Source organism: Streptomyces sp. Y2F8-2 (assembly GCF_014905555.1).
Taxonomy (GTDB): Bacteria; Actinomycetota; Actinomycetes; order Streptomycetales; family Streptomycetaceae; genus Streptomyces; species Streptomyces cynarae.
This window is the reverse complement of record NZ_BNGS01000007.1, coordinates 465,822-492,494: the sequence shown is the minus strand read 5'-3', so window position 1 is coordinate 492,494 and position 26,673 is coordinate 465,822. Positions and strand designations below refer to the sequence as shown.

The 26,673-nt window shown below is 71.3% G+C and carries 25 protein-coding genes and 2 rRNA genes; 20 read left to right on the top strand and 7 right to left on the bottom strand.

Annotated elements, in window-relative coordinates; genetic code table 11:
* The 4 genes from SY2F82_RS25465 to SY2F82_RS25450 form a co-directional block, all read left to right on the top strand.
* Positions 1–108, top strand: a 23S ribosomal RNA gene (locus tag SY2F82_RS25465); the annotation flags it as partial.
* A gap of 103 nt (positions 109–211) precedes the next feature.
* Positions 212–328: ribosomal RNA gene (gene rrf, locus SY2F82_RS25460) — 5S ribosomal RNA — on the top strand.
* A 474-nt stretch (positions 329–802) separates the two neighbouring features.
* Positions 803–1,588 (top strand): hypothetical protein, encoded by a 786-nt coding sequence (locus tag SY2F82_RS39550; protein WP_200421519.1) that lies wholly within the window; start codon positions 803–805, stop codon positions 1,586–1,588.
* Entirely contained in the window at positions 1,480–2,208 is a 729-nt protein-coding gene (locus SY2F82_RS25450) for a tetratricopeptide repeat protein (protein ID WP_200421517.1), read from the top strand. Before SY2F82_RS39550 ends, SY2F82_RS25450 begins: the two co-directional genes overlap by 109 nt.
* 63 nt (positions 2,209–2,271) lie before the next feature.
* On the opposite strand, the gene SY2F82_RS25445 is transcribed toward SY2F82_RS25450, so the two are convergent.
* Positions 2,272–3,561 carry a DUF1015 domain-containing protein gene (locus SY2F82_RS25445; protein ID WP_200421485.1) on the bottom strand — a complete coding sequence of 430 codons (1,290 nt, stop codon included), beginning with the start codon at positions 3,559–3,561 and terminating at the stop codon, positions 2,272–2,274.
* A 71-nt stretch (positions 3,562–3,632) separates the two neighbouring features.
* Here SY2F82_RS25445 and SY2F82_RS25440 point away from each other — a divergent pair, with 71 nt between their 5' ends.
* From SY2F82_RS25440 to SY2F82_RS25425, 4 genes are read left to right on the top strand one after another with little or no spacing between them, the layout of a single operon-like run.
* A complete protein-coding gene (locus SY2F82_RS25440; RefSeq protein ID WP_200421484.1) occupies positions 3,633–4,661 on the top strand; it encodes an HAD hydrolase-like protein in 1,029 nt (342 codons plus the stop codon).
* Positions 4,662–4,714: 53 nt separating this feature from the next.
* On the top strand, positions 4,715–5,758 hold the full coding sequence (locus tag SY2F82_RS25435) for an iron ABC transporter permease (RefSeq protein WP_200421483.1): 1,044 nt from the start codon (positions 4,715–4,717) through the stop codon (positions 5,756–5,758).
* Positions 5,755–6,792 carry an iron chelate uptake ABC transporter family permease subunit gene (locus SY2F82_RS25430; RefSeq protein WP_200421482.1) on the top strand — a complete coding sequence of 346 codons (1,038 nt, stop codon included), beginning with the start codon at positions 5,755–5,757 and terminating at the stop codon, positions 6,790–6,792. Before SY2F82_RS25435 ends, SY2F82_RS25430 begins: the two co-directional genes overlap by 4 nt.
* A 37-nt stretch (positions 6,793–6,829) precedes the next feature.
* Positions 6,830–7,708: an ABC transporter ATP-binding protein gene (locus SY2F82_RS25425; protein ID WP_200421481.1), complete on the top strand. Its 879-nt coding sequence runs from the start codon at positions 6,830–6,832 to the stop codon at positions 7,706–7,708.
* Here SY2F82_RS25425 and SY2F82_RS25420 read toward each other — a convergent pair.
* Positions 7,692–8,039, bottom strand: a complete 348-nt coding sequence (locus tag SY2F82_RS25420) for an SCP2 sterol-binding domain-containing protein (protein WP_200421480.1) — start codon at positions 8,037–8,039, stop codon at positions 7,692–7,694. The genes SY2F82_RS25425 and SY2F82_RS25420 overlap by 17 nt on opposite strands.
* A 52-nt stretch (positions 8,040–8,091) precedes the next feature.
* Here SY2F82_RS25420 and SY2F82_RS25415 point away from each other — a divergent pair, with 52 nt between their 5' ends.
* From SY2F82_RS25415 to SY2F82_RS25390, 6 genes are all read left to right on the top strand, one after another.
* A complete protein-coding gene (locus SY2F82_RS25415) occupies positions 8,092–8,409 on the top strand; it encodes a hypothetical protein (RefSeq protein WP_200421479.1) in 318 nt (105 codons plus the stop codon).
* 55 nt (positions 8,410–8,464) lie between these two features.
* Positions 8,465–9,280, top strand: a complete 816-nt coding sequence (locus tag SY2F82_RS25410) for a TlyA family RNA methyltransferase (RefSeq protein ID WP_200421478.1) — start codon at positions 8,465–8,467, stop codon at positions 9,278–9,280.
* Positions 9,277–10,182 (top strand): NAD kinase, encoded by a 906-nt coding sequence (locus SY2F82_RS25405; RefSeq protein ID WP_103844455.1) that lies wholly within the window; start codon positions 9,277–9,279, stop codon positions 10,180–10,182. Before SY2F82_RS25410 ends, SY2F82_RS25405 begins: the two co-directional genes overlap by 4 nt.
* 203 nt (positions 10,183–10,385) lie before the next feature.
* Complete coding sequence (gene recN, locus SY2F82_RS25400) at positions 10,386–12,116, top strand: DNA repair protein RecN (RefSeq protein WP_200421477.1); 1,731 nt, start codon at positions 10,386–10,388, stop codon at positions 12,114–12,116.
* 40 nt (positions 12,117–12,156) lie between these two features.
* Positions 12,157–12,963 (top strand): hypothetical protein, encoded by an 807-nt coding sequence (locus SY2F82_RS25395; protein WP_200421516.1) that lies wholly within the window; start codon positions 12,157–12,159, stop codon positions 12,961–12,963.
* 236 nt (positions 12,964–13,199) lie between these two features.
* Positions 13,200–14,336, top strand: a complete 1,137-nt coding sequence (locus SY2F82_RS25390; RefSeq protein WP_200421476.1) for a glycosyltransferase family 4 protein — start codon at positions 13,200–13,202, stop codon at positions 14,334–14,336.
* Here the strand turns inward: SY2F82_RS25390 and SY2F82_RS25385 are convergent.
* Positions 14,333–15,973 carry a PucR family transcriptional regulator gene (locus SY2F82_RS25385; protein ID WP_200421475.1) on the bottom strand — a complete coding sequence of 547 codons (1,641 nt, stop codon included), beginning with the start codon at positions 15,971–15,973 and terminating at the stop codon, positions 14,333–14,335. The genes SY2F82_RS25390 and SY2F82_RS25385 overlap by 4 nt on opposite strands.
* Before the next feature lie 49 nt (positions 15,974–16,022).
* Positions 16,023–17,405, bottom strand: a complete 1,383-nt coding sequence (locus SY2F82_RS25380; RefSeq protein ID WP_200421474.1) for an FAD-binding oxidoreductase — start codon at positions 17,403–17,405, stop codon at positions 16,023–16,025.
* 169 nt (positions 17,406–17,574) lie between these two features.
* Between SY2F82_RS25380 and SY2F82_RS39945 the strand changes: the two genes are divergently transcribed.
* Complete coding sequence (locus tag SY2F82_RS39945) at positions 17,575–18,213, top strand: ATP-binding protein (protein WP_374707205.1); 639 nt, start codon at positions 17,575–17,577, stop codon at positions 18,211–18,213.
* Entirely contained in the window at positions 18,210–18,653 is a 444-nt protein-coding gene (locus tag SY2F82_RS25370; protein WP_200421472.1) for a Fur family transcriptional regulator, read from the top strand. The genes SY2F82_RS39945 and SY2F82_RS25370 overlap by 4 nt, the downstream gene beginning before the upstream one ends.
* Before the next feature lie 173 nt (positions 18,654–18,826).
* Here SY2F82_RS25370 and solA read toward each other — a convergent pair whose 3' ends face one another.
* Positions 18,827–19,972, bottom strand: coding sequence for an N-methyl-L-tryptophan oxidase (gene solA / locus SY2F82_RS25365; protein ID WP_200421471.1), 1,146 nt, complete (start codon positions 19,970–19,972; stop codon positions 18,827–18,829).
* A gap of 19 nt (positions 19,973–19,991) precedes the next feature.
* A complete protein-coding gene (locus SY2F82_RS25360; protein ID WP_236041773.1) occupies positions 19,992–21,395 on the bottom strand; it encodes an FAD-binding oxidoreductase in 1,404 nt (467 codons plus the stop codon).
* Between the two features lie 345 nt (positions 21,396–21,740).
* Between SY2F82_RS25360 and SY2F82_RS25355 the strand changes: the two genes are divergently transcribed.
* A complete protein-coding gene (locus SY2F82_RS25355; protein WP_200421470.1) occupies positions 21,741–22,025 on the top strand; it encodes a hypothetical protein in 285 nt (94 codons plus the stop codon).
* A 79-nt stretch (positions 22,026–22,104) separates the two neighbouring features.
* Here the strand turns inward: SY2F82_RS25355 and SY2F82_RS25350 are convergent, their stop codons facing one another.
* The gene (locus SY2F82_RS25350; RefSeq protein WP_200421469.1) at positions 22,105–22,785 is read right to left on the bottom strand and encodes a haloacid dehalogenase type II; all 681 of its coding nucleotides are present in this window, start codon (positions 22,783–22,785) and stop codon (positions 22,105–22,107) included.
* Positions 22,786–23,146: 361 nt separating this feature from the next.
* Between SY2F82_RS25350 and SY2F82_RS25345 the strand changes: the two genes are divergently transcribed.
* From SY2F82_RS25345 to SY2F82_RS25335, 3 genes are all read left to right on the top strand, one after another.
* On the top strand, positions 23,147–23,833 hold the full coding sequence (locus SY2F82_RS25345) for a GntR family transcriptional regulator (protein ID WP_200421468.1): 687 nt from the start codon (positions 23,147–23,149) through the stop codon (positions 23,831–23,833).
* Positions 23,834–24,931: 1,098 nt separating this feature from the next.
* A complete protein-coding gene (locus SY2F82_RS25340; protein ID WP_200421514.1) occupies positions 24,932–25,396 on the top strand; it encodes a RidA family protein in 465 nt (154 codons plus the stop codon).
* A 123-nt stretch (positions 25,397–25,519) separates the two neighbouring features.
* The gene (locus SY2F82_RS25335) at positions 25,520–26,626 is read left to right on the top strand and encodes an alanine racemase (RefSeq protein ID WP_200421467.1); all 1,107 of its coding nucleotides are present in this window, start codon (positions 25,520–25,522) and stop codon (positions 26,624–26,626) included.
* The last annotated feature ends 47 nt before the right edge of the window (positions 26,627–26,673 follow it).

Below are 26,673 nucleotides of genomic sequence, written 5' to 3'. Positions count from 1 at the left end.
CACTTGATGGGGTAAGGCTCCCAGTAGACGACTGGGTTGATAGGCCAGGTCTGGAAGCCCGGTAACGGGTGGAGGTGACTGGTACTAATAGGCCGAGGGCTTGTCCTCAGTTGCTCGCGTCCACTGTCAGTTCTGAGGCAACGAACGGTTGCCGGCTTTGAGCAGAACAGACAACTGAAGAGTGTGCTTGTTCGCTCGAAACCATTAGGGTTTCGGTGGTCATAGCGTGAGGGAAACGCCCGGTTACATTCCGAACCCGGAAGCTAAGCCTTACAGCGCCGATGGTACTGCAGGGGGGACCCTGTGGGAGAGTAGGACGCCGCCGAACAATCTTTGGAGGACCCTTGGTCCCAGCGACTTGCTGGGACCAAGGGTCCTTTTTCGTTTTCCCCGGGCGCGCCGGGTACCCGGCTGCGCGACAATGATTTTGCGGTACCGAAGACAGGAGTCACCATGTCCACCAACTCTCCCGACGAGCGTCCTGAGCGCGACCAGCGCCGCCGGGACAGTGGTGACCGCGGCGGCCCGCGCCGCGGCGACGACCGTGGAGGCTCCGGGCGACGCGACGATCGCCGTGGAGGAGACGACCGCCGGGTAGGCGACCGCGGCGACAGGAGCGACAGGGGCGACCGAGGCGGATTCCGTAGCCGGGACGACCGCGACCGTGCTGGACGTCCTTCCTTCCGCCGTGACGACCGCTCGTCCGGTCCGCGCCGCGACGATCGCGACCGGGGCTTCGGCCGCGAGGGCGACCGTCCCTCCTTCCGTCGTGATGACGAGCGTGGCGGGTACGGCCGCCGCGATGACGACCGTGGCGGGTACGGCCGTCGTGGCGACGACCGTGGTGGCTACGGCCGTCGTGATGACGACCGTGGCGGGTACAGCCGTCGGGACGACGACCGTGGTGGCTACGGCCGCCGTGATGACGACCGTGGCGGATACGGCCGCCGTGACGACCAGCGCGGTGGTCACGGCCGTCGTGACGATCGAGGCGGTTACGGCCGTCGTGACGACCGACGGGATGACCGTCGCGACGATCGTCGTGACGACCGCCGCGACGGCGACCGAGGCGGCTTCCGTCGTGACGACCGCCGCGACAGCGACCGAGGCGGCTTCCGTCGGGATGACCGTCGTGACGACCGGCCGTCCGGCCCGCGCCGTGACGACAGCCGCGAGGATCGTGGCTACCGCCGTGACGACAGCCGAGACGATCGTGGCTACCGCCGTGACGACAGCCGCTCGGACCGCGGCCACCGCCGTGACGACAGCCGTTCCGACCGCGGCGGTTTCCGCGGGCGTGACGACCGCGGTGGGCGTCCCGGTGGCTTCCGTGGGCGTGACGACCGCGGTGGGCGTCCCGGAGGGTTCCGTGGCCGCGACGACCGGCGTGGCGACGACCGGCGTGGCGACGACCGGCGCGGTGGTGGCCGGTTCCGCGAGGAGCGGGACCGGGACCGGGACCGCGAGCCGATCAAGCGGCTGCCGATCCCCGAGGACGTCACCGGGGAGGAGATCGACAAGGACGTACGGCAGGAGCTGCAGAGCCTGCCCAAGACGCTCGCCGAGGACGTCGCCAAGAACCTGGTGATGGTCGCCCGGCTCATCGACGAGGACCCGGAGGGCGCATACGGGTACTCGAAGGTGGCGCTGCGCCTCGCGTCACGCGTCGCCGCCGTGCGCGAGGCGGCCGGCTTCGCGGCGTACGCCAACCAGAAGTACGGTGAGGCGCTCGCCGAGTTCCGGGCCGCCAGGCGTATGACGGGCACCGTCGACCTGTGGCCCGTCATGGCGGACTGCGAGCGTGGTCTCGGCCGGCCCGAGAAGGCGCTGGACATGGCCGGGGCGCCCGAGGTCCACAAGCTCGACAAGGCCGGTCAGGTCGAGATGCGGCTGGTGGCGGCCGGTGCGCGCCGCGACATGGGGCAGCTCGACGCGGCGATCGTGACGCTGCAGAGCCCCGAGCTGGCATCCAACTCCGTCCAGCCGTGGACCGCGCGGCTGCGGTACGCGTACGCCGACGCGCTGCTGGCCGCCGGTCGGGAGAGCGAGGCGCGCGAGTGGTTCGCCAAGGCCGTCGAGGCCGACAGGGACGGCAGCACGGACGCCTCCGACCGGCTCGCCGAGCTGGACGGTGTGGAGTTCGTCGACGCCCTGGACGAGGGCGAGAGCGAGCCCGACGCGGCCGAGGGCGACGGCGACGACGACTGACGCCGGTCGGCGGCACCGGGACGAGACAGGGCGGGACCCCAGCGGGTCCCGCCCTGTCGCCTGTCAGAGCTCCAACGCCCGCAGCACCAGCCCCGACGCCGGCTTCGGGCCGAACGAGGTCGACTTGCGCGGCATCGTCACGCCCTGGCGGGCCAGTGCGCGGACGACCTCCTCGCGGACCGGGTGCATCAGGACCGCCGTGCCGCCGTCGCGCTCGGCCTTCTCGACGGTGGCGGCCGTGTCGTGGATGTAGGCGATGTGTTGGGGCGAGTCCTCGGGGATGCGCCAGACGTGTTCCAGGAGCGCGGCATGCAGGACCGTCGCGTCCAGCGTGCGCCAGGCCTGGGGGCGGTCAGCCGGGACCGTACGGGCCAGGAGGTCCGGGGACGGCTGGTCGACCAGGTGGAAGGCGCCGTCGCCGGCGAGGAGGTAGGCGTTGCCGGCGCAGGCGGCGTCGGCCAGCACCTCCAAGGCATCGGGCAGCGGCAGGTGCAGGTCGCGTACGCGGAACAGGCCGTCCAGGGCGGACAGCGCCTCGGCGACCGGGAGCCGGTGCAGGAGGCGGTGGATCGCCCGGACCCTCAGCGGGTAGCGGGCGGTGTCCACCAGCAGGACCAGGCCGTAGTCCCACGGGCTCGGGGAGGTGTGCTCCGCGCGTAGACGCACGTAGGTCGCCCAGCGGTGGTGGCCGTCTGCGATCAGGGCCTGTTGCCGGGCCAGGTCGGCCCGGATCTCCGCCAGAGCGTCGGGATCCGTCACCGACCACAGGCGGTGGCTGAAACCGTCCTCCGTGGTGGTGGCCAGCAGTGGCAGGCGTTCGACGGTGCGTTCGACGACGGCCGTCGCGCCGGTCTCGGAGCCGTTGCCGCGGTAGGTGAGCAGCAGGGGTTCGAGGTTGGCGCAGGTGGCGCGCATCAGGGCCGCACGGTCCGCGACGACGTGCGGCATGACGTCCTCGTGGGGCAGCACCACGCCCTCCGAGGGCTCCGAGACGCGCAGCGCCCCTATGAGGCCGCGCTGGAGCACCCCGCCGCCTCGCTGCTCGTAGACGTACAGGCCGGGCTCGGTGTCGGTCCTCAGGACCCCCTCGGCGAGCCAGCGGCGCAGGGTCTCCGCCGCCTGCTTGGTGCGTGCCGCCGGAGTGGCCGCCTGGGGCAGTATGAGACGCACGATGTTGTGCGGGTCCGCCGACTCCAGATGGAGGAGTCCGTCCGGGCGCACGACGACGTCGTACGGCGGTGAGGTGACCGCGGCGAGGCTGCCGACGCGGTCAGGGTCGTAGCGCAGGCCCCGGAAGGGGGCCAGGTCAAGGCCCGTGTGCGCCGGTACGTCCCCGCCACCTGCAGTGTTCATTGATGCATCGTAAGTGTGTCAGTGCCGTGCGGGATGATCGGGGAAGGCGATCGAATGAGGAGCGATGCGTAATGAGCCAGACCGTCAGGACGCGGCCCGAGGGCAGCGATGCGCCCCTGAGCGAGGCGTACGACACGGCGCTGCTCGACCTGGACGGCGTCGTGTACGCGGGTGGGAGCGCCATCGCGCACGCCGTGGAATCGCTGGGCGCGGCGAGCCGGGGCGGGATGCATCTGGCGTACGTGACGAACAACGCGCTGCGTACGCCGGACGTGGTGGCCGAGCATCTGACGGAGCTGGGGATACCGACGGGTGCCTCGGACGTCATCACGTCGGCGCAGGCGGTGGCCAGGCTGATCAGCGAGCAGGTGCCCGCCGGGGCGCGGGTGCTGGTGATCGGTGGCGAGGGGCTGCGGGTCGCGCTGCGGGAGCGGGGGCTCGTGCCGGTCGAGTCGGCCGACGACGACCCGGTGGCCGTGGTGCAGGGCTATGGCGGGCCCGAGCTGCCGTGGGGGCGGTTCGCGGAGGCGTGTTACGCCATCGCGCGCGGAGTTCCGTGGTTCGCGTCGAACACGGATCTGACGATCCCGAGCGCCCGCGGTATCGCGCCGGGGAACGGGGCGGCCGTCGAGGTCGTACGCATCGCGACCGGTGCGGAGCCGCAGGTGGCGGGCAAGCCGCTGCCGCCGATGCACCGCGAGACGATTCTGCGCACGGGCGCGGAGCGGCCGCTGGTGGTGGGGGACCGGCTGGACACGGACATCGAGGGCGCGTTCAACGGCGGAGTCGACTCGCTGCTGGTCCTGACGGGCGTGACGGACGGAGCGCAGCTGCTGGCGGCAACCCCGCAGCACCGGCCGACGTACGTGGACGCGGATCTGCGCGGGCTGCTGACGGGGCAGCCGGAGGTGGTCGCGGCGGGCGGCGGTTACCGCTGCGGCGGCTGGACGGCGACAGCACTGGAGGAGAGGTTGCAGCTGGAGGGCGACGGGGAGGCTCTGGACGGGCTGCGGGCGCTGTGTGCGGCGGCCTGGGCGGCAGCCGGGGAAGGGTCCTGCGGGCTGGACGGGGGGAAGGCGCTGGCGCGGCTGGGGCTGTGAGCGGAGGGGACGGCCGGTCGAGACGCGAAGCGAGGGTAGGCTAACCTAACCAGGTGTTGGTCGACAGCCCTCCCGAACCGCGCGCGGACACCGCCCCCGCGCCCCCGACCCGCCGGGCGATACGGTCCCTCGGGCTCCTCGTCTCGGTCGTGATCCTGGCGTCCGTCGCGCTGGCGAGCATCGCGATCGGGGCGAAAGGCCTCTCGCCGGCGCAGGTCTGGCACGGACTGTTCCACGACTCGGGGACGTACGCCGACGTCGTGGTCGGCGACCGGCTGTCGCGCACGGTGCTCGGCCTGCTCACCGGCGCCGCGCTCGGCCTCGCCGGTGCCGTCCTGCAGGCGCTCACCCGCAACCCTCTGGCCGATCCGGGCCTGCTCGGCCTCAACGCGGGCGCCTCCGCGGCGGTCGTCACCGCCATCACGTACTTCGGTGTCACCAGCCTGAGCGGCTATGTGTGGTTCGCCTTCCTCGGCGCGGCCGCCGTCGGGGCCCTGGTGTGGTTCCTCGGCGGCAGCCGGGGCGCCACGCCGGTGCGGCTGGCGCTCGCCGGCACCGCGATCAGCGCCGCGCTCTACGGCTACCTCCAAGCCGTGATGATCATGGACGACGCGGCGCTCGGCAAGATGCGCTTCTGGACCGTCGGTTCCCTGGCCTCGGCGACGGACGCGACCATTCGGCAGGTCCTGCCGTTCCTGCTGGCCGGTACGGTCCTCGCGCTCGCGCTCGCCCGCCCGCTGAACGCCGTCGCGATGGGCGACGACACCGCCCGTGCACTCGGCGCGCACCTGGGCCGCACCCGCGCCCTGTCCATGGCCGCCGCCACCGTGCTCAGCGGAGCCGCGACCGCCGCCTGCGGGCCGATCGTGTTCGTCGGGCTGATGGTCCCGCACGCCGTACGGTCCTTCACCGGCCCCGACCTGCGCTGGATCCTGCCGTACGCGACCGTCCTGTCGCCGGTGCTGCTGCTCGGCGCCGACGTCGTCGGCCGAGTCGTCGCCCGGCCCGCCGAGCTCCAGGTCGGCATCGTGACCGCGCTGCTCGGCGGCCCGGTCTTCATCCTTCTCGTACGGCGGCGGAGGACGGCCCGACTGTGAAGTCCCAGCGTGTCCTCAGGGCCCCCGGCGGGCTGTCCTTCCGACTGGACGTCCGGGCGCTCGCCGTCGTCGTCCTGCTCCTGCTCGTCGCGCTCACCGGGAGCGTGCTGCTGATCGGCACCGGCGACTTCCCGATCCCGGCCGGGGACGTCCTCAGAACACTGGCCGGCGGCGGCAAACCGGGTCAGGAGTTCATCGTCACCGAGCTGCGGCTGCCGCGTGTGCTCGTCGGCCTGCTGGTCGGCGCCTCGCTCGGGCTCGGCGGCGCGCTGTTCCAGTCCGTCTCCCGAAACCCGCTGGGCAGCCCGGACGTGCTCGGCCTCAATCAGGGTGCGACGGCAGGGGCGCTGGTGGTCATCGTGCTGTTCTCCGGCAGCGCCACCCAGGTCGCCCTGGGCGCGCTCGCCGGCGGCCTGGTGACCGGAGCCGCCATCCATCTGCTCGCCTGGAGGCAGGGCGTGCACGGCTACCGGCTCGTCCTGGTCGGCATCGGCGTGTCCGCGATCATGACGGCGGTCAACGGGTTTCTGCTCACCAAGGCCGACATGGTCGACGCGGCCCGCGCGGTCGTCTGGATGACGGGCTCGCTGGGCGGCCGCGACTGGGACCAGGTCCGGCCGCTGTTCGCCCTGTGCTCCGTCCTCGTACCGCTCGTCCTCGGCAACGCCCGTGGGCTGCGGATGATGGAGATGGGCGACGACGTCTCGAGCGCCCTCGGAGTACGGGTGGAGCGGGTGCGGCTGCTGATGATGGTGTCCGCGGTGCTGCTCACCGCCGGTGCCACGGCCGCCGCCGGCCCCGTCGGGTTCGTGGCGCTCACCGCGCCGCAGCTCGCCCGCCGGCTCAGCCGCTCACCCGGCCCCAGCCTGGTGCCCTCCATGGTCATGGGCGCCGCCCTGCTGATCGTCGCCGACTGGGCCTCACAGCGTCTCTTCGGCGCGGACCAGCTTCCCGTGGGCGTGGTGACCGGAGTCCTGGGTGGCGCCTATCTGCTGTGGCTGCTGGTCACCGAGCGCAGGGCGGGCCGGATATGAGCCCGCGGAAGGGCCGGACAGGGCGGAAGGGCCGGACATGAAGGCCGCGGGCGGACCGGACACGAACGACACCAGGACCACGAGGAGCACTGTGAACCGCCTCTGCGCCGACGACGTCACCCTCGCCTACGACCAGCGCGTGATCGCCGAGCGGTTGTCCGTGGAGGTCCCCGACGACTCCTTCACCGTGATCGTCGGGCCGAACGCCTGCGGCAAGTCCACGCTGCTGCGGGCACTGTCCCGGATGCTCAAGCCCGCGCGGGGGCGGGTGCTGCTGGACGGGCAGGTCATCCAGACGATGCCCGCGAAGAAGGTCGCGCGCACCCTGGGCCTGCTCCCGCAGTCCTCCATCGCACCCGACGGGATCACCGTCGCGGACCTGGTCGGGCGCGGCCGGTACCCGCACCAGGGGCTCCTGCGGCAGTGGTCCGGCGAGGACGAGCGGGTGGTACAGGAGTCCATGGCACGGACCGGCGTCGCCGAACTGGCCGACCGCTACGTCGACGAGCTCTCCGGCGGCCAGCGGCAGCGCGTGTGGATCGCCATGGCGCTCGCCCAGCAGACCCCGCTGCTGCTGCTCGACGAGCCGACCACCTACCTCGACATCCAGCACCAGATCGACGTGCTCGACCTGTGCGCCGAACTGCACGAGGAGCAGGGGCGCACCCTGGTCGCGGTCCTGCACGACCTCAACCACGCCGCCCGGTACGCCACCCACCTCATCGCTCTGCGCGACGGCAGGGTCGTCGCCGAGGGCGCCCCGAACGACATCGTCACGGCCGAGCTGGTGGAGGAGGTCTTCGGCCTGCGCTGCCAGGTCGTCCCGGACCCGGAGACGGGAACGCCGCTGGTGGTCCCGGCGGCCCGCAGGGCACGGGCGCAGGCGGCCGCCGCGGCCGCTAAAGAAGCTTCCTGAGGCGGAACAGGTCCCTCAGCCCCGCCTCCAGCTTGACCCGGCCCGAGCCCCACGCCTTGGCGAAGTGCAGGTCCCCGTCGACCATCGCCACCAGGTCGTCCCCGGTCATGGCGAGTCTGATCTGGGCCTTCTCGCGTGGTGGCCCCTGGAGCGTGTCCAGCACCTGGATCCGGCCGTCCTCGAGACGGCCGACGAAGGTGACGTCCAGGTCGGTGACATGACAGCTCAGCGAGCGGTTCAGGGCCGCGGCTTCCCGCACGTCCCCTTCGGCGCCCGCCAGGTTGTCCGAGAACTTCTCGAGTGCGCTGCGGCACTCCTCAATCGTCGCCATCGTGAGCGACGGTACCTCAGAGCCTGTCAGCGCTTCGCGGTAGCGTCGTGGCATGAGCGACTCTGTGACGGAGGCCGGAGCCCCGGCGGAAGCAGCGGTACCGGGGCCGGACGTCCTGGCGGACTCCGCGTCCGAGCGGGAGGACGAACCCTCCGCGCCCGCCCCGCTGAACGTGCCCAGGCCCCCCACCGGCAACGCCGATGTGGACGCGGCCCTGGAGCGTCTCGCCGACGCCGGCCACCTCGCCACGGACGGGCACATCGAGGTGTACGAGGATGTGCACCGGGGGCTGCGCGACGCGCTCACCGCGCTCGACGTCCGCCCGGGACCTCCGGCTCCCACCCGGCACCCGACCACCACCCCTCAATGAGACCCTTCGGGTCGTACCTTGTGAATGACATACGGGAACAGGAGCTGAACCGAACGTGGCAGGAGTCGCACGCCGCCGTCTCGACGCGGAGCTGGTCCGCCGGAAGCTCGCGCGCTCGCGCGAGCACGCCAGCCAGCTGATCGCCGCCGGGCGGGTCACCGTCGGCAAGACCGTCGCGACGAAGCCCGCCACGCAGGTCGAGACCGCCGCCGCCATCGTGGTGGCGCAGGACGACGGCGACCCCGACTATGTCTCGCGCGGGGGCCACAAGCTCGCCGGCGCCCTGAAGGTCTTCGTCCCCGGGGGCTTGGTCGTCGAGGGGCGGCGGGCGCTGGACGCCGGCGCGTCCACCGGCGGCTTCACCGATGTCCTGCTGCGCGCGGGCGCCGCCCACGTCGTCGCCGTCGACGTCGGATACGGACAACTGGCCTGGTCTCTCCGGAGTGATGAACGCGTCACCGTCAAGGACCGTACGAACGTACGCGAGTTGACGCTCGAAGCGATCGATGGGGAGCCAGTGGATCTTGTCGTGGGGGATCTGTCCTTCATCCCGCTCGGACTGGTGCTGCCCGCCCTGGTGCGGTGCGTGAAGCCGGACGCCGACCTGGTGATGATGGTCAAGCCGCAGTTCGAGGTGGGGAAGGAACGGCTCGGCAGCGGCGGCGTGGTCCGCAGCCCGCAGCTGCGCGCCGAGGCCGTGCGCGGGGTGGCCGAGCGGGCCGCGGAACTGGGGCTCGGGGTGAAGGGGGTGACGGCCAGCCCGCTGCCCGGGCCGTCGGGCAATGTCGAGTACTTTCTGTGGCTGCGAGCCGGAGCACCCGCGCTGGACCCGGCCGACGTTGACCGTGCTGTGGCGGAGGGGCCGCGTTGACAACGAACCGAGCTCGTACTGTTTTCCTGCTGGCCCACACCGGTCGGTCCGCCGCCATCCGCAGTGCCGAGCTGGTGGTCAAGGGCCTGCTGCGCTCCGGGATCGGTGTGCGTGCTCTGGAGGACGAGGCGGCCGACCTTCCGCTGCCGGACGATGTGCAGCTGGTCAAGGAGGCCACCCCGCAGTGCCTCGACGGGTGCGAGCTGCTCATCGTGCTCGGCGGTGACGGCACCCTGCTGCGCGGCGCCGAGTTCGCCCGCGCCTCCGGGGTGCCGATGCTGGGCGTCAATCTCGGCCGGGTCGGCTTCCTCGCCGAGGCCGAGCGCGACGACCTCGACCGGGTCGTCGACCGGGTGGTGATGAAGGCGTACGAGGTCGAGGAGCGGATGACGGTCGACGTCGTCGTGCACAAGAACGGCGACATCGTGCACACCGACTGGGCGCTGAACGAGGCGGCCGTGCAGAAGGTCTCCGCCGAGAAACTGCTCGAGGTCGTCCTGGAGATCGACGGGCGGCCGGTGACGGGGTTCGGCTGCGACGGCATCGTGTGCGCCACCCCCACCGGGTCCACCGCGTACGCCTTCTCCGCGGGCGGGCCCGTGGTGTGGCCGGAGGTGGAGGCGCTGTTGATGGTGCCCATCAGCGCGCACGCCCTGTTCGCCAAGCCGCTGGTGACCTCGCCTGACTCCGTGCTTGCCGTGGAGGTGCAGCCGGACACGTCGCACGGGGTGCTGTGGTGCGACGGGCGGCGGATGGTGGAGCTGCCGCAGGGGGCGCGGGTGGAGGTGCGGCGGGGGGCTGTGCCGGTGCGGCTTGCCCGGCTGCACCACGCGTCGTTCACCGACCGGCTCGTGGCCAAGTTCGCGCTTCCGGTGTCGGGGTGGAGAGGCCGACCTCACTGACCGGTTCGGGTTGTCCGTCGCGTGCCGGTCCGTCGTGGTTGCTCCCGTCCCCGAGTTCTCGGCTTCGCTCGAACAGGGGGATCCCCGTCGCGGCGGAGCCGCGTGTCGGACGCAGCCCCGCGCCCCTTTCGGGGCGCGTGTACCTCCCGGGAGTGACACGGGCCGCTCGCACTTCCCCAGCCGGACCTCGTAAGGTCTTCTCCGTGTTGGAGGAGATGCGGATACGGTCGCTCGGAGTCATCGACGACGCGGTCGTCGAGCTGTCGCCCGGCTTCACCGCCGTGACCGGTGAGACGGGTGCGGGTAAGACCATGGTCGTCACCAGTCTCGGGCTGCTGCTCGGCGGGCGCGCCGACCCCGCGCTCGTGCGGATCGGGGCGAAGAACGCGGTCGTCGAGGGCCGGATCGCCCTGCCCGAGGACGCCTCCGTCGCCGTACGCGCCGAAGAGGCCGGGGCCGAGCTCGACGACGGGGCGCTGATCGTCAGCCGTACCGTTTCCGCCGAGGGACGCTCGCGGGCGCACCTGGGCGGGCGCTCCGTGCCCGTCGGCGTGCTGGCGGAGCTGGCCGACGAACTGGTCGCCGTGCACGGGCAGACCGACCAGCAGGGCCTGCTCAAGCAGTCCCGGCAGCGGCAGGCGCTGGACCGGTACGCCGGGGACGCCGTCGCCGTACCGCTCGCCAAGTACCAGGAGGCCTACCGGCGGCTGCGCGCGGTCTCCGCCGAGCTGGACGAGATCACCACGCGTGCCCGTGAGCGCGCCCAGGAAGCCGACATGCTGCGCTTCGGGCTCGAGGAGATCGCGGCCGTGGAGCCACGGCCGGGTGAGGACGTGGAGCTGGCCGAGGAGGCCGAGCGGCTCGGGCACGCCGAGGCGCTGGCGTCGGCGGCGACGGCCGCGCACACGGCGCTCGCGGGCAACCCCGAGGATCCCGAGAGCGTCGACGCGTCCACCCTGGTCGCGGGCGCCCACCGGGCGCTGGAGGCGGTGCGGTCGCACGACCCGGCGCTTGCGGGGCTCGCCGACCGGATCGGGGAGATCGGCATCCTGCTGGGCGATGTGGCCGGTGAGCTGGCCGGGTACGCCGACGACCTGGACGCCGACCCGCTGAGGCTCGCGGCCGTGGAGGAGCGGCGGGCCGCACTCACCGCGCTGACCCGGAAGTACGGCGAGGACATCAATGCCGTTCTCGCCTGGGCCGAGCAGAGCGCCGCCCGGCTGACCGAACTCGACGGCGACGACGACCGGATCGAGGAGCTGACCGCCGAGCGGGACGCGCTGCGGTCCGAACTGGGCGGCCTGGCACAGGAGTTGACGGACGCGCGGGCGGAGGCCGCCGAGCGGTTCGCCGCCGCGGTCACCGCGGAGCTGGCCTCGCTCGCCATGCCGCACGCGCGCGTGTCGTTCGAGATCCGGCAGACCGAGGACCCGAACGGGGTCGAGGTCGGCGGGCGTACGGTCGCCTACGGGCCGTCGGGCGTCGACGAGGTCGAACTGTTGCTCGCCCCGCACCCCGGCGCGCCGCCGCGGCCCATCGCCAAGGGCGCCTCGGGCGGTGAGCTGTCGCGCGTGATGCTCGCCGTGGAGGTCGTCTTCGCGGGCACCGACCCCGTGCCGACGTACCTCTTCGACGAGGTCGACGCGGGCGTCGGCGGCAAGGCGGCGGTCGAGATCGGGCGCCGGCTCGCGAAGCTCGCGAAGACCGCGCAGGTCGTGGTCGTCACCCATCTGCCGCAGGTGGCGGCGTTCGCCGACCGGCAGCTGCTGGTGGAGAAGACCGACGACGGCTCGGTCACCCGCTCCGGGGTGAAGGTCCTGGAGGGCGAGGACCGGATCCGTGAGCTGTCCAGGATGCTGGCGGGCCAGGAGGACTCGGAGACCGCCCGCGCCCACGCGGAGGAACTGCTGGCCACGGCACGGGCGGACGTGTAGGACACGGTTCCGCCGTGCGCTCGCTTAGGGTGGCGGGATGATGATCGGGCGTTCCCGCAGGACCATTTCCTTCGCGCTCGCCGCGGCCGTCACCCGTGCCGCAACGGCCGCCCTGCGTGCCGCGGCACCGGGCGGGCGGTGGCGTTGGGAGCGGACGAACCACGCCGGGCGGACCGTCGTGCTGTACCCGGGGCCCGCGGTGGCCGCGGCGGCCACGGCCGGGGCCTGGCGGGTCCACCCGGCGGCCGGGTTCGCCGTGCTGGCCGCCGGTGCCTGCGGGGTCTACGACGACATCGCGGGCGCGGGCGACCCGCGGCGGGGGTTCCGGGCGCATCTGTCGGCCCTGCGGGACGGTGACGTGACCAGTGGCGCCGTGAAGCTGTTCGGGATCTCGGCCGCCGCCCTCGCCGCGGGGGCCGTGCTCAAGGAGCGGCCCCTGGACAAGGTGCTCGCGGGTGTGGTCATCGCCGGAGCCGCGCACTTCGTGAACCTCGTGGACGTACGGCCCGGGCGCGCCGCCGGGTCCGTCCTCGCGCTGGCCGCCCCCGGGCTGCTGCGTAAGGGCGCCTGCGGGGAACTGGCCGCCGTCGCCATCGGGGCCGCGGCCGCCGCCCTCCCCGACGACCTGGGCGAGCGCGCGATGCTCGGCGACACCGGGGCGCACGCCCTGGGTGCCGCGCTCGGCGCCGCCGCCGTAGTGGGCAACGGGCGGGCCGGAGTTCTCGCCCACGCGGTCGCGTTCGTCGCCGCGGCGGTGTACGGGGACAAGGTGAGCGAAGCGGCGAGGTCGTGGCGGATCGGGCCGCTCCCGGTGGCCCTCCCGCCGGCCGCCGCCTCACCCGTGTGAGTGACACGGTGCGTGCCGGGGGCGCCCGCTCCGCCGTCCCAGGGTATGTCTGACAATTCCCGCCGGGCGCGCGATGCTCGGACACCTGTGAGGCGCGCCCGCCGGTGCCGCAACACCCCCGCGCCCTGGCATCCTTGAGTCAACAGCGGTCCACCTCGCGCGGTCCACGCCCACCGCGCGATCCTTCTGTACGTTTCTTCGTGACCGTCCGACGCCGAACCAGGAGCCCCGGCCACGTGAGCCTCGCCAGCAGCCCCTCACCGCACGGCCGGTCGCCGCTGCGCACCGTGCAGGTGCTCGGCGGGGGCAGCGCGGGCAGCAGCGCGCACGTGCGCACACTGGCGGCGGGCCTGGTCGCCAGGGGCGTGCGTGTGACCGTGTGCGCCCCTTCCGAGTCCGAGCGCACCTACGATTTCACGGGCGCCGGCGCGCAGCACGTGCCCGTGCCCCGCAGCACGGACCCCGCCTCCCTGGCCGCGCTCCGCATCGCCTGCGGCGACGCCGACCTGGTGCACGCGCACGGGCTGCACGCGGGCCTGCGCGCCGCGCTCGCCCTCGGCGGACGCCGCATCCCGCTCGTCGTCACCTGGCACACCCGGGCGCACGCCGAGGGCGCCCGCGCCCATCTGCTGCGCCTGCTGGAGCGGCGCGTGGCCCGGGCCGCGTCCGTCGTGCTCGGCACATCGTCCGACCTGGTCGAACGGGCCCGCAGACGGGGCGCCCGCGATGCCCGGCTCGCCGCCGTCGCGCTTCCCGCACCCCGCAAGCCCACCGAGCACGAGGACCCCGACCGGCTGCGCCCCAAGCTCCGCGCGGACCTCGGCGCCACCGGCCGGCCGTTGCTCATGGCCGTCGGCGCCCTCGACCGGCACCGCGGCCACGACGTGCTGCTGGACGCCTCCCGCGCCTGGCGCGGCATCGACCCGGCGCCGCTGGTCGTGATCGCGGGGGAGGGGCCGCTGCGCACGGTGCTGCAGCGGCGCATCGAGGACGAGGGGCTCCCGGTGCGGCTGCTGGGGAGGCGCGAGGACGCGGCGGAGCTGCTCGCCGCCGCCGACGTCGCGCTGCTGCCCAGCAGTTGGGAGTCGCGGTCCGTCCTCGCCCAGGAGGCCCTGCACGCGCGCGTGCCGCTGGTCGCCACCGATGTCGGCGGCATCCGCGAACTCGTCGGCGACGCCGCCGAACTCGTCCCGTACGGGGACGCGGAGGCGCTCGCCGCCGCCGTCGTACGCCTCCTCGACGACCCGGCACGCCGCGAGGCGCTGAAGGAGAAGGGCACGAGGCAGGCCGCGACCTGGCCCACCGAGGACGAGACGGTCGCCCAGGTCCTCAGCGTCTACGACGAGTTGACCCAGGTACGGCCCTACCCCTAGAGCACGTGCCGACGTGCCCGCAGCGCCAGGCTCAGGGTCAGCACCGTCTGGGGGTCGTCGAGGTCCGCGCCCAGCAACTCCCCGATCCGGGCCAGCCGGTTGTAGAGCGTCTGCCGGTTCAGATGCAGTTCGCGGGCCGTCTCCGCCTTGCGGCCCGCATGCGCGAGATACGTCTGAAGCGTCGGCAGCAGCGGCGGCTTCGAACGGTCGTCGTGCTCCCGCAGCGGGCCGATCGCGCGGTCCACGAACGCCGCCAGGTCCGGATGGTCGCGCAGCCGCCACAGCAGCAGGTCGATGTCCAGACGGCGGGCGTCGTACCAGGGCAGCTCCGGCAGGCCCTGCGCCGCCGTCGCGGTCTCCGCCGCGTGCCGCAGCCCCGCCGACGCCGAGGCCCAGCCGCCCGCCACCCCGACCACCACCACCGGCGGCCTGGCGCCCGGCCGCTGCATGCCCGCCCGCTCCACGCCCGCCCGCAGCGCAGCGGCCACCCGGTCGGCGACCGTCGCCCGCTCCGACTCCGAGCGCAGGCCCAGCAGCAGCGGCACCCGCCCCTCGACCGGCCGCACACCCAGCAGCACCGGCACGCCCAGCGACGCCAGCTCCTCCGCGACCGCCCGCGCCAGCACCGCCCAGCCCCCACCGCCCGGCGTCGGCCCGTCCGCGAGGCGCATCACGACCGGCAGCAGCGGGCCGCGGCCCGGCTTGAAGCCCAGCACCCGGGCCTGGGCGGGCGCGTCCTCGGCGGTGATCCGGCCCTCGGAGAGGTCGGTGAGGAAGTCGCCGCGCCCGCGCGCCGCCAGCTCCTCCTCCTGCCGGGCCTGCATCAGCACCACGGCGAGGCTGCTCGCCGCCCGCTCGGCGGCGATCCGGTGCACCGGCGCCACCGGCCGGCTCACCGGCAGCAGCACCAGCCGGGCCCGTACGGACCCCGCGCCGGGCCCGCCGCCGGGCACGTCCACGATCGCCGTCCCGGCCGGCGGCTCGTCCTTGTGGTGGCCGCGCAGCCCCTCCCACACCTGCAAGGGGTCCGTGTCCGCAGGGCCGGTCCCGGCGGCGTAGAGCAGCTGACCGTCGGCGGTCTCCAGAAACACCGGATTGCCGCCGAAGTCGGCCAGGATGCCCAGGACCTGCGGCACCCCGCCCCCGCCGAGCAGCGCCTCGGTGCAGCGGCGGTGCACCTCCTCGGCCCGCTGGAGCAGCGCGTAGTGGCCGTTGACGATCTCCGTGTGGATCTCCTCGGTGACCGTCACGAACGGCACCTCGCGGTGCAGCTGCACCAGCGGCAGCCCGGCGGCCTTCGCCGACTCCACCAGGGCGGCGGGCAGCCGGGTGAAACGGGTGCCCAGCTCCACCACCAGGGCCGCGATACCGCGCTCGGCCAGCGTGCGCACGAACGCCCGCTGGTCGGCGGGGCGGGTGCCGAGCCCGTACCCGGTGGTCAGCAGCAGCTCACCGCCCTTGAGCAGCGAGGCGATGTTCGGGACCTCACCCGCGTGCACCCAGCGCACCGTGCGGCCCAGCCGGTCGGCGCCCGCCAGCACCTCCGGCAGTCCGCTGCGCAGCCCGGGCAGCTCCAGCGCCCGCCGCACCGTGATCCCGGCGCCCTCGGTGCCCGGGAGGTCGAAACGGCTGTCCATGCGGCGACGCTACCTGCGCGGACGCCCCGGGCGCAGCGGCGGGTCCCGGTCAGGCGGGCGGGACGTTGTGGTTGTAGCGGAACACGTTGTCCGGGTCGTACTGCCGCTTGACCTGCGCCAGCCGGTTGAGGTTCTCGGTGCCGAGGCCGGCCACCACCCGGTCCCTGCCCTCGTCCCCGATGAAGTTCAGATAGACCGCGCCCGTGCGCCAGGGCCGGACGTCGGCGCGCGCCGCTTCGACCCATCGGCAGACCCGCGCGTCGTCCGCCGTGTCCTCCCAGATGCCGAACGCGTCCACGGCCCAGGGCGCGCCTCGGAAGGGCACCGGGTACTCGGAGGCCCCGGAGGCCACCGCCCCGCCGAGCGGGACCAGCATGTGCCGGCAGGCCGTGGGGACGGGCATGGCGCGGGCACGGGCGCAGAACAGGTCGATCAGCTCGTCGGGCAGGCCCGTCAGGTACTCGGCCGACCAGTGGTGGCGGAGCCCGGGCGGCACATCGAACATGCACTGGACGTCGGCGTACGGCATCGCGGCCACGAGTGCGGAGTCGTGCGGCAGCGTCAGCAGCGGCCGGACGAGCTCGCGCAGGTCGTCCTCGGGGCCGGCATAGGTGATCAGCGCGGTGCACAGCAGCGTGCCGACCAGATGCCCGGGGACGTACGGTGCGGGCGGCCCGGTCCGAAACAGGACGGCGCCACCTGCCTGCGGCGGCCCGCAGGCGAAGACGTCGCGGAAGCGCCGGACCACCTCGGGGCCGCTCTCCGGCCGGAACACGACCACGGCGAGGGAGAACTCCGGCAGCTCGTGCAGCCGGAGCGTGAGCGCGGTGGCCACGCCGAAGTTCCCGCCGCCGCCGTGCAGGGCCCGGAACAGCTCGGGGTGCTCGCCGGCGCTCGCCCGGACCGTGAAGCCGTCCGCCGTCACCAGCTCCGCGCCGAGCAGGTTGTCCACGGCGAGCCCGAATACCCGCTCCAGCCAGCCGCTGCCACCGCCGAGCACGAAACCGCCCACACCGATGGTGGAGACCCGGCCACCGGTGGTCGCGAGGGCGTACGGCTCCGTAGCGCGATCCAAGTCGCGTATCAAGGCGCCGCCCTCGACCCGCACCGCGCCGGATCCGGGATGGACCGTGACCCCGCGCATCCGACGCAGGTCGACGACCACCCCGTTGTCGTTGACCGCCATGCCCTCGACACTGTGGCCGCCGCCGCGCACGGCGATCTTCAGATCCAGGTCCCGGGCGAAGCGCACCGCACGCACGACGTCGGCCTGCCCCGCGCACCGCGCGATCATGGCCGGCCGGCGGTCGATCCGCGCGTTGAAGACGGCCCGGGCGTCGTCGTAGCCCGGATCACCGGGGGCGAAGACCTCACCGGCCAGGTCTGCGCGCAGCGCGGAAAGCGCCGTGCGCGCCTTCGAAAGGGGAGCCACCGCAGCCGCCCCCTTCCAGCCAGGGGACAGGTCAAGGTCTGCCTTCAGCGTAGGCGGGCACGGCGCGTGGGTCCTGGCGGCGGAGAGCTGCGGGTTCCCGGGGAGTCGCCGACCGGAGCCGAGCCGGCGCAAACTCGTGACCAGGGCCAAATTGGATAGGTCATGAAAAATGATGCTCTCCATTCTCTTGACCGACTCCAGAAAAGGCGTAGCGTCATGGGGAATATTTCGGTACCACCCCGAAGGGGGAGCCATGGACAGCGCAGTTCCTCGAGACACCCGCCCGGGGGGAACGGTTGCCGACGCGGCTGTCCCCGCCCCTCAGCACTCCGCGCCGCCCCTGTCGCCAGGGGCACCTCTGGCCACGAACTGCCTGGAGTCGTTCGCCGGTGGGCCGTGGGCACTGCCCTGGTCGCCGACCGCGTGCGCCTTGGCGAGGGCCGCCGTACGCGAGGTGCTGCTCCAATGGGATCTGTGTGACCTCGTCCCGACCGCCGAGCTGCTGGTCAGCGAGCTCGTGTGCAACGCACTGCGGCATGCTTCCGGTCCGCTGCGTCTGACCCTGGAGCGGGTGTCCTCTGTGCGCTGTCTGGTCAGCGACGGCTCTTCGGAGCCTCCGCGCCGGACCGACGTCGGCTCCGAGGACGAGCACGGCCGCGGACTCACCCTGGTGGGCGCCCTGGCCGCACGTTGGGGCTTTGAGTACGGGCCCGTCGGCAAGACCGTGTGGTTCGAGCTCTCCACGGACACCGCCCCGGAGAGTGACGAGGCGGTCCCGGAGGACGACAGGGAGTACGAGGCAGAATGACAGCGACCGCCGCAGAGGAACCCATGGAGCTGGCCGCGGCACGGCTGCGCAAGGCGGGCATGCGGGTGACCGCTCCGCGCATGGCCGTACTGATGGCCGTATCCGATTCGGCGGGCCATCTCGATGCCGACACCCTGCGTGAGCGCGCCCAGCGGGTCACAGGAGGCCTGTCCCTGCAGGCCACCTACAACGTGCTGCGTGCGCTCACGGACGCCGGCCTGATCCGGTGCACTCAGATCGCCGGACACCCGGCCCGCTACGAGGCCGAGAACCACGACAATCACCACCACTTCGTGTGCCGCAGCTGCGGTGCCATCCGTGACGTGGAATGCGCGGTAGGCGCGGCTCCCTGCATGGACCCTCAGCTGCCGAAGGAGTACGCCGTCCAGGAGGCCGCAGTGACGTTCTGGGGCCTGTGCCCCGACTGCCAGAGCACGTGACGCCGTACCCTCGCCTGTTCTCCGACCACGCTGGCCGACTCCGAGAAGGTCCTGGCCAATCTCGATCTCGCCGTGCCGGGCGTGACCCATGCCGCTCCTGCGTCTCGCCGCGGACAACGTACAGCCGAAGGGCGATACCGAGGCTACTGCGCCGAGGCGGCGGGAGTGGGTGGCTACCTGGTCTTGAACCGGTCCGGACGTACGAAGTCCAGGACTTCGATGGTCTGTTTGCCGAGCGCCTCGTGTGCGGCGATGTGGCCATAGCCGGTGGCCATTTTGAAGCCTTTTCCGGAGAATCCGGTGGCGCAGTAGACCCGGCTGTTCTCGTCCAGCCAGCCGAGGAGGGGATGCCTGTCCTCGGTGAAAAGGTCGGGGAAGGCGTCGGAGCGCACGATGGTGGGGGTGAGGCCGGGAAAGAATTCGGTGACGATCTCGGTGACCTTCTCGATTTCTTCCCGGGTGAGTTCTCTGGACACGGAGTCCGGGTCGGGGGTTGCCCTTGCGCGCCCGGACAGCGGTCCGTCCACTGATGCCTTGACCGTCACGCCGTCGACGGCGGGTGCGCCGTACAGGGAGCGATCCTCGTACCACCGGCTGAAGGCGGGGAAGTTCTCCGGCGAGAACTGCGTGGCGTCCTGGGCGATGAACCAGGTCAGGACGATCCGTTGGGTTTCTGTGACGGCCTTGAGGTGGTCGGGCATGAGCCTTCGGGACCAGCCGCCCGAGGCGACGATGACCTTCTCGAACGTCCAGGTTCTGTCGCCCGAGGCGACGACCACGCCGTGGTCGGTTTCGGTGATGCTGTCCACGGGTGTGTTCTGAAGGACGGTGGCGCCGTTGGCCTGGGCCGCCGCGACGGCAGCGCTGACGGCGCGGTCGGTGCGCAGAACGCCGGCGCGGGGGTCATAGATGGCGCAGTCGTCGGGGCGGAGGTTGTGCTGGGGGTGGCGTTCCGCCAACTCCTCCCGGCTGAGGACGTGGCGCTCGGCTCCGGTGATGCGCGCTGTCTCGAGGAGGTTGTTGATGAAGCTGCCGTTCGCCGTCCCGATCGACAGCCCCCCGGTAGGTATGAGGATGTCCTGCCCGGTTTCCGCTTCGAGTTCGGCCCAGAGGCTGCGGGAGCGTTCAAGAATGGGGTAGTAGTCGGGCTTCCCGAAGTAGACCATGCGGAACAGGCGGGTGTCCCCGCCCACGGCACTGCGGCCGTGGGCGGGGGTGGCCGCCTCGAAGCCCACAACCGAGTCGGACAGCCGGGACGCCTGCCACAGGGCCATGCTTCCGATGCTGCCCAAGCCGAGGACTGCGAGTTTTGCGTCCATGAGACCAGTTGCCTTTCCTTTACTCGTGAAGTCCGGCGAGTCTGCTGCCGAATCTGGCCAGGAGTGAGGTCTTGCTGGAACGCCTGCGCTCTTCCCACTGGTCGGCAATACCGAAGAGCCGGTACATGGCGTGTACGCCCAGCCAGCGGATGGGTTCCGGTTCCCACTTCCGTGCCCGGTAGCCGACCCAGGGAAGGGTGGTCCGTTCGGTCTCCTTCTCGAAGGCGAGCTCCACTAGAGTCCTGCCGCCGACGTAGGCCGACGTGACGCCGTGTCCCGCGTAGCCGGTGGACGATCCGACCCCGGATACCGGGTCCCAGTGCACGCCGCCGTTCCAGTCACGCGTGACGCCCAGGACTCCCGACCAGGCGTGGTCCACCTCGAAGGGGATCCCCGGGAAGAAGGAACTGAGCTTGTGCGAGATCAGGTCGATGGTGGACTGGGCGGTCGCACCGGCTCCCCCTGTGCCGGACCCGAAGCGGTAGGGGACACCGCGGCCCCCCATGGCGATACGGCCGTCCGACGTCCGCTGGGCGTAGATGAACGTGTGCGCGGAGTCGCTGAGGCACTGCAGCCCGTCCCAGCCGATCTGCTGCCATGCCTCCTCCGACAGGGGCTTGGTCACGATCAACGAGGAATTGACAGGGATCAGGGTCCGGCTGCCAAGCAGCTGTCCGGAATAGCCTTCGGTGCAGATGAACGTCTTCGCCGCGGTGACACGTCCGTTGGCCAAGGTGAGCATCTTGCCCTCGACACTGTCCACTCGGCTGCCCTCGAAGATCCTGACCCCCATGGAGGTCAGAGTGTCGGCAAGGCCGTAGACGAGTTTCGCGGGGTGGAGCCGCGCGCAGTGCTTGTAGAAGAGCCCGCCGTGGACGGTGGAGATGTTGATCCGGCTCCGGAACTCGTCCCGGTCGAGCATCTGGATTTCGTCCTCGGTCAGCCCGTACTTCAGGTCGGCATCACGCCTGGCGACAAGCCGGCCCAGCCCCGCCTGCGTGTGGGCGGCGACGAGAGCGCCGCCCTTGTGCTGATCGGCATCGATGCCCTCGGCCCGGAGGATGTCCAGGACCGCGTCGACGCCGGCGACGAATTCCTGCTGCAGTGCCCGGCTGGCTTCCAGCCCTCCCCCGGCGCGGGCGAAGGTGGCACGGTTCCCTGGGGGCATCGCCGAGAGCCAGCCACCGTTGCGTCCTGATGCGCCGTAGCCCACCTGTTCGGCCTCGAAGACGGCGACCGAGAGCGACGGTTCGAGCTTCTTGGCGAAGTACGCCGCCCAGAGGCCGGTGTAGCCGCCGCCGACAATGGCCACGTCGACCGAGTCCTGGCCGGTGAAGCGGGGGAATGACGGCCTGTTGTCGGCCAGTCCGGCCATCCAGAAGCCGAGCTCTCCGTTTCGGGGTAGTGCCCCAAGGGCGTTCATACGTGTCCTTCTACTGTCTCTGGGAACCGTGTGGGCCAGTGCTGGAAGGCGGTGCAGCCGCCGTCGACGGGGAGGGATGCCCCGGTGAGGTACGAGGACTCCGACGAGGCGAGGAAGAGGGCGGTGCGGCGAAGCCCTGCGTACGGTCGATGTTGTCCTGCATCACGTCGGCCAGCACGATCGGCGCCGGATGTCATTCGCACGACGAGGGTGTCGAGTGCCTGTTGGAGCCGGTTCACAGATGAACTCCTCATGACTGGTTCGCCGCTACACCGCAGTGCGGATCATCGGGATCCCGACAGGGGTGTTGAGGGGTAGCCCGGCGACACCGATCGCGGTGTGGGTGTGCCTTCCGTTCTCGCCCAGCACCTCGATGAGCAGTTCGTGGCCGCGTTGGCGACCTGCGACTGCAGAGCGAAGACCGGCGTGCCGGCCACGAAGACCAGCATCGGCACGATCCGGACCCGGTCCGGATCGCCCACCGCCTGCACAGCGGCGGCGAGGCAGTTGAGCGCGGCATGGCGCGCGAGCACCTTCGCGGTCTCCAGTGTCGACGTCCCGGCCGACAACGCCCTGACCCAGCAGCTCACCGTCCCTGACAGGCAGTCGGCCCGAGATGTGGATGCCTGAGACCACCGCCCGGTGGTGCACGAAGTACGCGTTGCCGGCGAGGACGGGTAGCTCCAGTCCTCAGTTCTCCGCTCAGGCGTCAGGGGCGCGGGAGGCCGAAGAGGACCGGGAGGTCGGCGATGTCGGTGATGCGCTCGTAGCCGAGCCAGTACTCGTCGTGTTCGAAGCCGCGGTCGACGTACACCTTGTTCTTGATGCCCAGGGTGGCCGCGGATCGCAGGTCATACATCGGGCTCGCGGAGACGTGCACGAGCTCGTCGGGTGTCACGCCGAGCTTGTCGAACGTGTACTCGAACGCTCGGAGTCGTGGCTTGTAGACGCCCATCTCCTCGGCGCTGATGACGACTTCGAACGGGGCCTTGAGGTTCTCCGCCAGGCGCACGGCGTGCGCGGTGTCGCTGTTCGTGATGATGACGAGCGGGACTTCCTCAGCCAGGCGGTTCAATGCCTCGGTGACACCGGGGTGCGGGCCCCAGGTGGGGATGGTCTCGTACACCGCTCGCGCGTCGTCCTCGCGGTACTTCAGACCGACCCTGTGCGAGGCGCGTTCCATGGAATGAGCGACGACCTGGTGGAACGGCTGGTACGCGCCTGTGCACTCGTCGATCCGGTACGCCTTGCAGATCTGCAGGTAGTCATCGGCGACCTCGTCCGGCAGTCGGTCGCCCAGGACCTCCCGGATCGCGTCGTTGATGCTGAACTTGCTCAGCGTTCCGTTCATGTCGAACGTCACGAACTTGGGCCTGACGTCGAATCCCACGAGTCCTCCTAGTGCTTCAGTCGAGCGGCGTGAGCCGCTCTGGACGATTGTCGACCAGTGATAGTCGATTGTCGACCATACTGAGCGTGACTGTCAACGAGTTCAATGGGCAGCCGGCGTTCCTTCGAACCGGCGGGGACCTCCACCTCGCACGGGCCCGGTCAGCAGGGCGCCGGTGGCGGTGTGATCCCCGGGCTGGGCCCGGCCGACGCTCACCTGTCACCGCGGCCCGTGATCCGGAAGGAGGCACGGCTGTGAGGGCGGGGGCAGTCGGCAGACAGCCGACTTGAGGTGTCGATGAAAGATCAGGAGTATAGTCGACAAACGACAAATGGTCGCAGGGGCCAAGGGAGCGTGACGGGTGGATCACAAATTCGAATGGCTGGAGCAGCGGACGACGACGCCGGACGGCGTCTATCGCACACTGCGTGCCGCCATCCTCGACGGGACCGTACCTCCAGGTGGCCAGCTGCGCGAGGCGCACATCGCCGCGGATCTCGGGATCAGCCGTTCCCCGCTGCGCGAGGCGCTGACCAAGCTGGAGGAGGAAGGGCTCGTCGTAAAGATCCCCTACCGTGGGGCGTTCGTCGTAGAGGTGAGCGCTCGTGAGGTCGCCGAGATCGACTCGGTCCGGCTACGTGTCGAGCCGTACGCCGCCGAGCTGTCGGCCGAAGCACTACGCGGTCCTGAGCGGCCGCGGTTGCTGCAAACCGTCGAGGATCTCCGCCGGGCAATTGAGAAGGACGACATCCCCGCCGGCATCGACGCGCACCTTCGCTTCCACAGGCTCTTCTACGACCTCTCGGAGCACGGCGTCCTGCAGAGTCTTTGGAATGGCTGGGAGACCAAGCTGCGCCTCCACCTCAGCGTCGATCACCGCACTTACAGCGACGACCCACATCAATTGGTCGTCGAGCACGAGAGGTTGGCTGCGGTTGCCCTGGAAGGCGACACCGACGCGTTCCGCCAGGAACTGGCTGCTCATTTCCCCATGGGACTGCGGGGCCAGACGGGAGACCAGGGGGAACGCACGCCCCGGCATGCATGAGGCCATGCCGCGTGCGTGAAGTCTCCAAGCCCGCTCGCCACCGTGACGTTGCAGACCCATGACGGGAAGCCGAGGAGCCCGCATTGTTTCAACGTGAGCTTGTAGTGGATCTCGGGTGGGGCTGCCGGTCGCCGCACGGTGCGACGGGTAAGGGGCGACGGGCGTTTACGCTGCGGGGCCAGTGGGCGAGGTAAGGGACGTCTTCCAGGATTGAGCGCACCGGCAGCACCGCGGCGCTGTTGACCTGCCACAGCAGGTCGGCGCCCGTCGCGGTGGCTTCGAGTCACGGCGGGAACCCGAAGAACTCCCGGTCTGCCGGCAGCAGCGTGCCCGCCGACAGAGCCCCCAGCAGACGGCCGGCGGGTTTCTGCTCGCTGGCGCACCGCGACCACCCATGCATGGGTCCCGCACTCCACCAGTGCCAGCACCTGGATCTTCGCGAACCCGGATGGTGCGGCTGCGCGGAGTCCCGGGTGCCTCCCATTCTTGCCACGATCGGTCGGGCTCCCTCCGGTCAGTGGCCCCCGCACGCACCGAGGCCTCGCACACACCGACGGACTCGATCGCGCACCGCAACCAGGCCAGTGCACCGCGACCAGGCCAATGCGCCGATGCCACGCGCCAATGCGCCGATGCCGCCGAGTTCGTCGAGGTGCCAGGTGCGGCGCGTTGTGCTTGAAGGTTCGGGGTAAGTCGGCCGCCGCCGACGAGGAGTGCGTAACCGCTGGTCGGCACGGTTTCCTGAAGCCGTGGGCGACGCGTCGGTGAGGCTCGATCAAGCCGTTGACAGCGGCTTTCGTGCCTGGCGGGGCCGGTCCCGCGGTAGGCCAGGTACGCCGTGCTCGAGGCTGAAGTTTGTATTGACAGTGCTCGATCGGCCCCCATATGGTCGACAAACGACAAGCCATATGGTCGACAAACGACAATAGATGTTTGTTTCAAGTCATCATGCGGCGTTTCGCCTCCACTGTTTACTCGAGCGGAGGACCGAGTACACATGATCAAGATTCGTACGAAGCGGGTTCTCGTGGCCCGCTGCGAGGGGTCGCGCCCCGTGCCGTCCGCGGCGGTGGCGCAGTGAGCCGGCCCGTGACTTCCATGGTGAACACCGGTGCGGCTTCCGATCGGCTCCGGGCCTTGGGGCTGGACCTTCCCGATATCCGTAGTAACCCGTACTACGTGCACCACCGGACGGTGGGCTCCAACATCTACATTTCGGGCCAACTGCCCTACAAAGACGGTGAGTTGCTGGGGCAGGGCACCGTCGGCCGGGAGGTCGGGCTGGAGACGGCGCGGGAGTTCGCGCGCCATGCCGCGCTCAACTGCCTCGCCGCCGCTGTGCAGGCGGTGGGAGATCTGGACCGGGTCCGGATCGTGCAAATGCTGGTCTTCGTGGCCAGTACGCCGGACTTCGGTGAGCAGTCGAACGTCGCCAACGCGGCCAGTGAACTGCTCATCGAGGTGTTGGGCGAGAACGGACGGAACGCTCGCACCGCGATCGGTGTCGCCGGGCTACCGCTCAACAGCCCGGTCGAGATCCAGATGGTCTGCACCGCTCTGTAGGGCGGACACGACGGCGGTGTGGCGCGAGCGCGCGCGATGTCGCGGGCCGCGCACGTCCGGCATCCGAGGGAGTCAGCACCCGCGACCCTCGATCACCACCAGACAGAACCAAGGGAGGGCAGCGTGAACCGGTTGCAACGAGCACTCGACGCTCTGGGCGAGCGGATCGACACCCCCGCGCCGATCGTGCTGGTCGATGTCATGCAAGGCAACATCGACCGCATACAGGCCTTCGCCAACCAGCACAACCTCAAGGTCAGGCCGCACGTCAAGACGCACAAGTGCGTGGAGATCGGGCGGCGTCAGATCGAGGCCGGCGCGGCCGGGATCACCGCGGGCAATGTCGGTGAGGCCGAGGTCTTCGCCGCGGCCGGGTTCGACGACATCTTCCTCGCCTACCCGATCTGGCCCGCGGGAACGAAGAAGCCCCGGATCCGCCGGCTCGCCGAGTCCGCCCGGCTGCGGGTCGGCGTCGACAACGCAGCGGCAATCGAGGCCCTCGCCGACGCGATGGGAAACGAACCCGACCGGCTGCAGGTCGTGATCGAGGTCGACTGCGGCGCCCGTCGTTCCGGGGCGCCGCCCGAGGCTGCGGGCGACCTCGCGATCGCCGCCCGCAAGCGCGGTCTGGTGCCGGTGGGCGTCTTCACCTATCCGGGTCACGGCAGCTCCGGCCGGGACGCTCGCCGGCGTGCCGCGCAGGACCAGGAGACCGCGCTTGTCACCGCGGTACGCAGCCTCGCCGACGTCGGGGTCACCGCTGAGGTGGTCAGCGCCGGCTCCACTCCCACCCTCGAGTTCTCCGCCAGCAGCGTGATCACCGAGATCCGTCCCGGCGAGTACGTCTTCGGAGATCTGAACAACGCCCGGCTGGGCGCCTGCACGGACGACCAGATCGCGCTGTTCGTCGCCGGCACCGTGGTCAGCGACTGGGTCCCGGACCAGGTCATTCTCGATGTGGGCACCAAAGCCCTCAGCCGTGAAGGCAGCCCCGAGCTCGGCTACGGCGGCATCGCCGGAACCAAGGCAGTCCTGGCCAAGCTCAACGAGTACCACGGGTTCCTCCCGCTGCCGGACGGCGAGTTCCGCCCCAGCGTCGGCACCGTCGTACCGGTGGTGCCCAACCACGTATGCCCGGTCGTCCTCGGTTTCGAGGAACTGATCGTCACCGACAGCACGGGCACGTCGCTGCAGCGCTGGCCGGTCGACGCCCGCGGATTCCTCAACTGACCGGCCCCGGGCCGAGACGCCCCCTGGTCGAGCGCAGCCCGACCGAC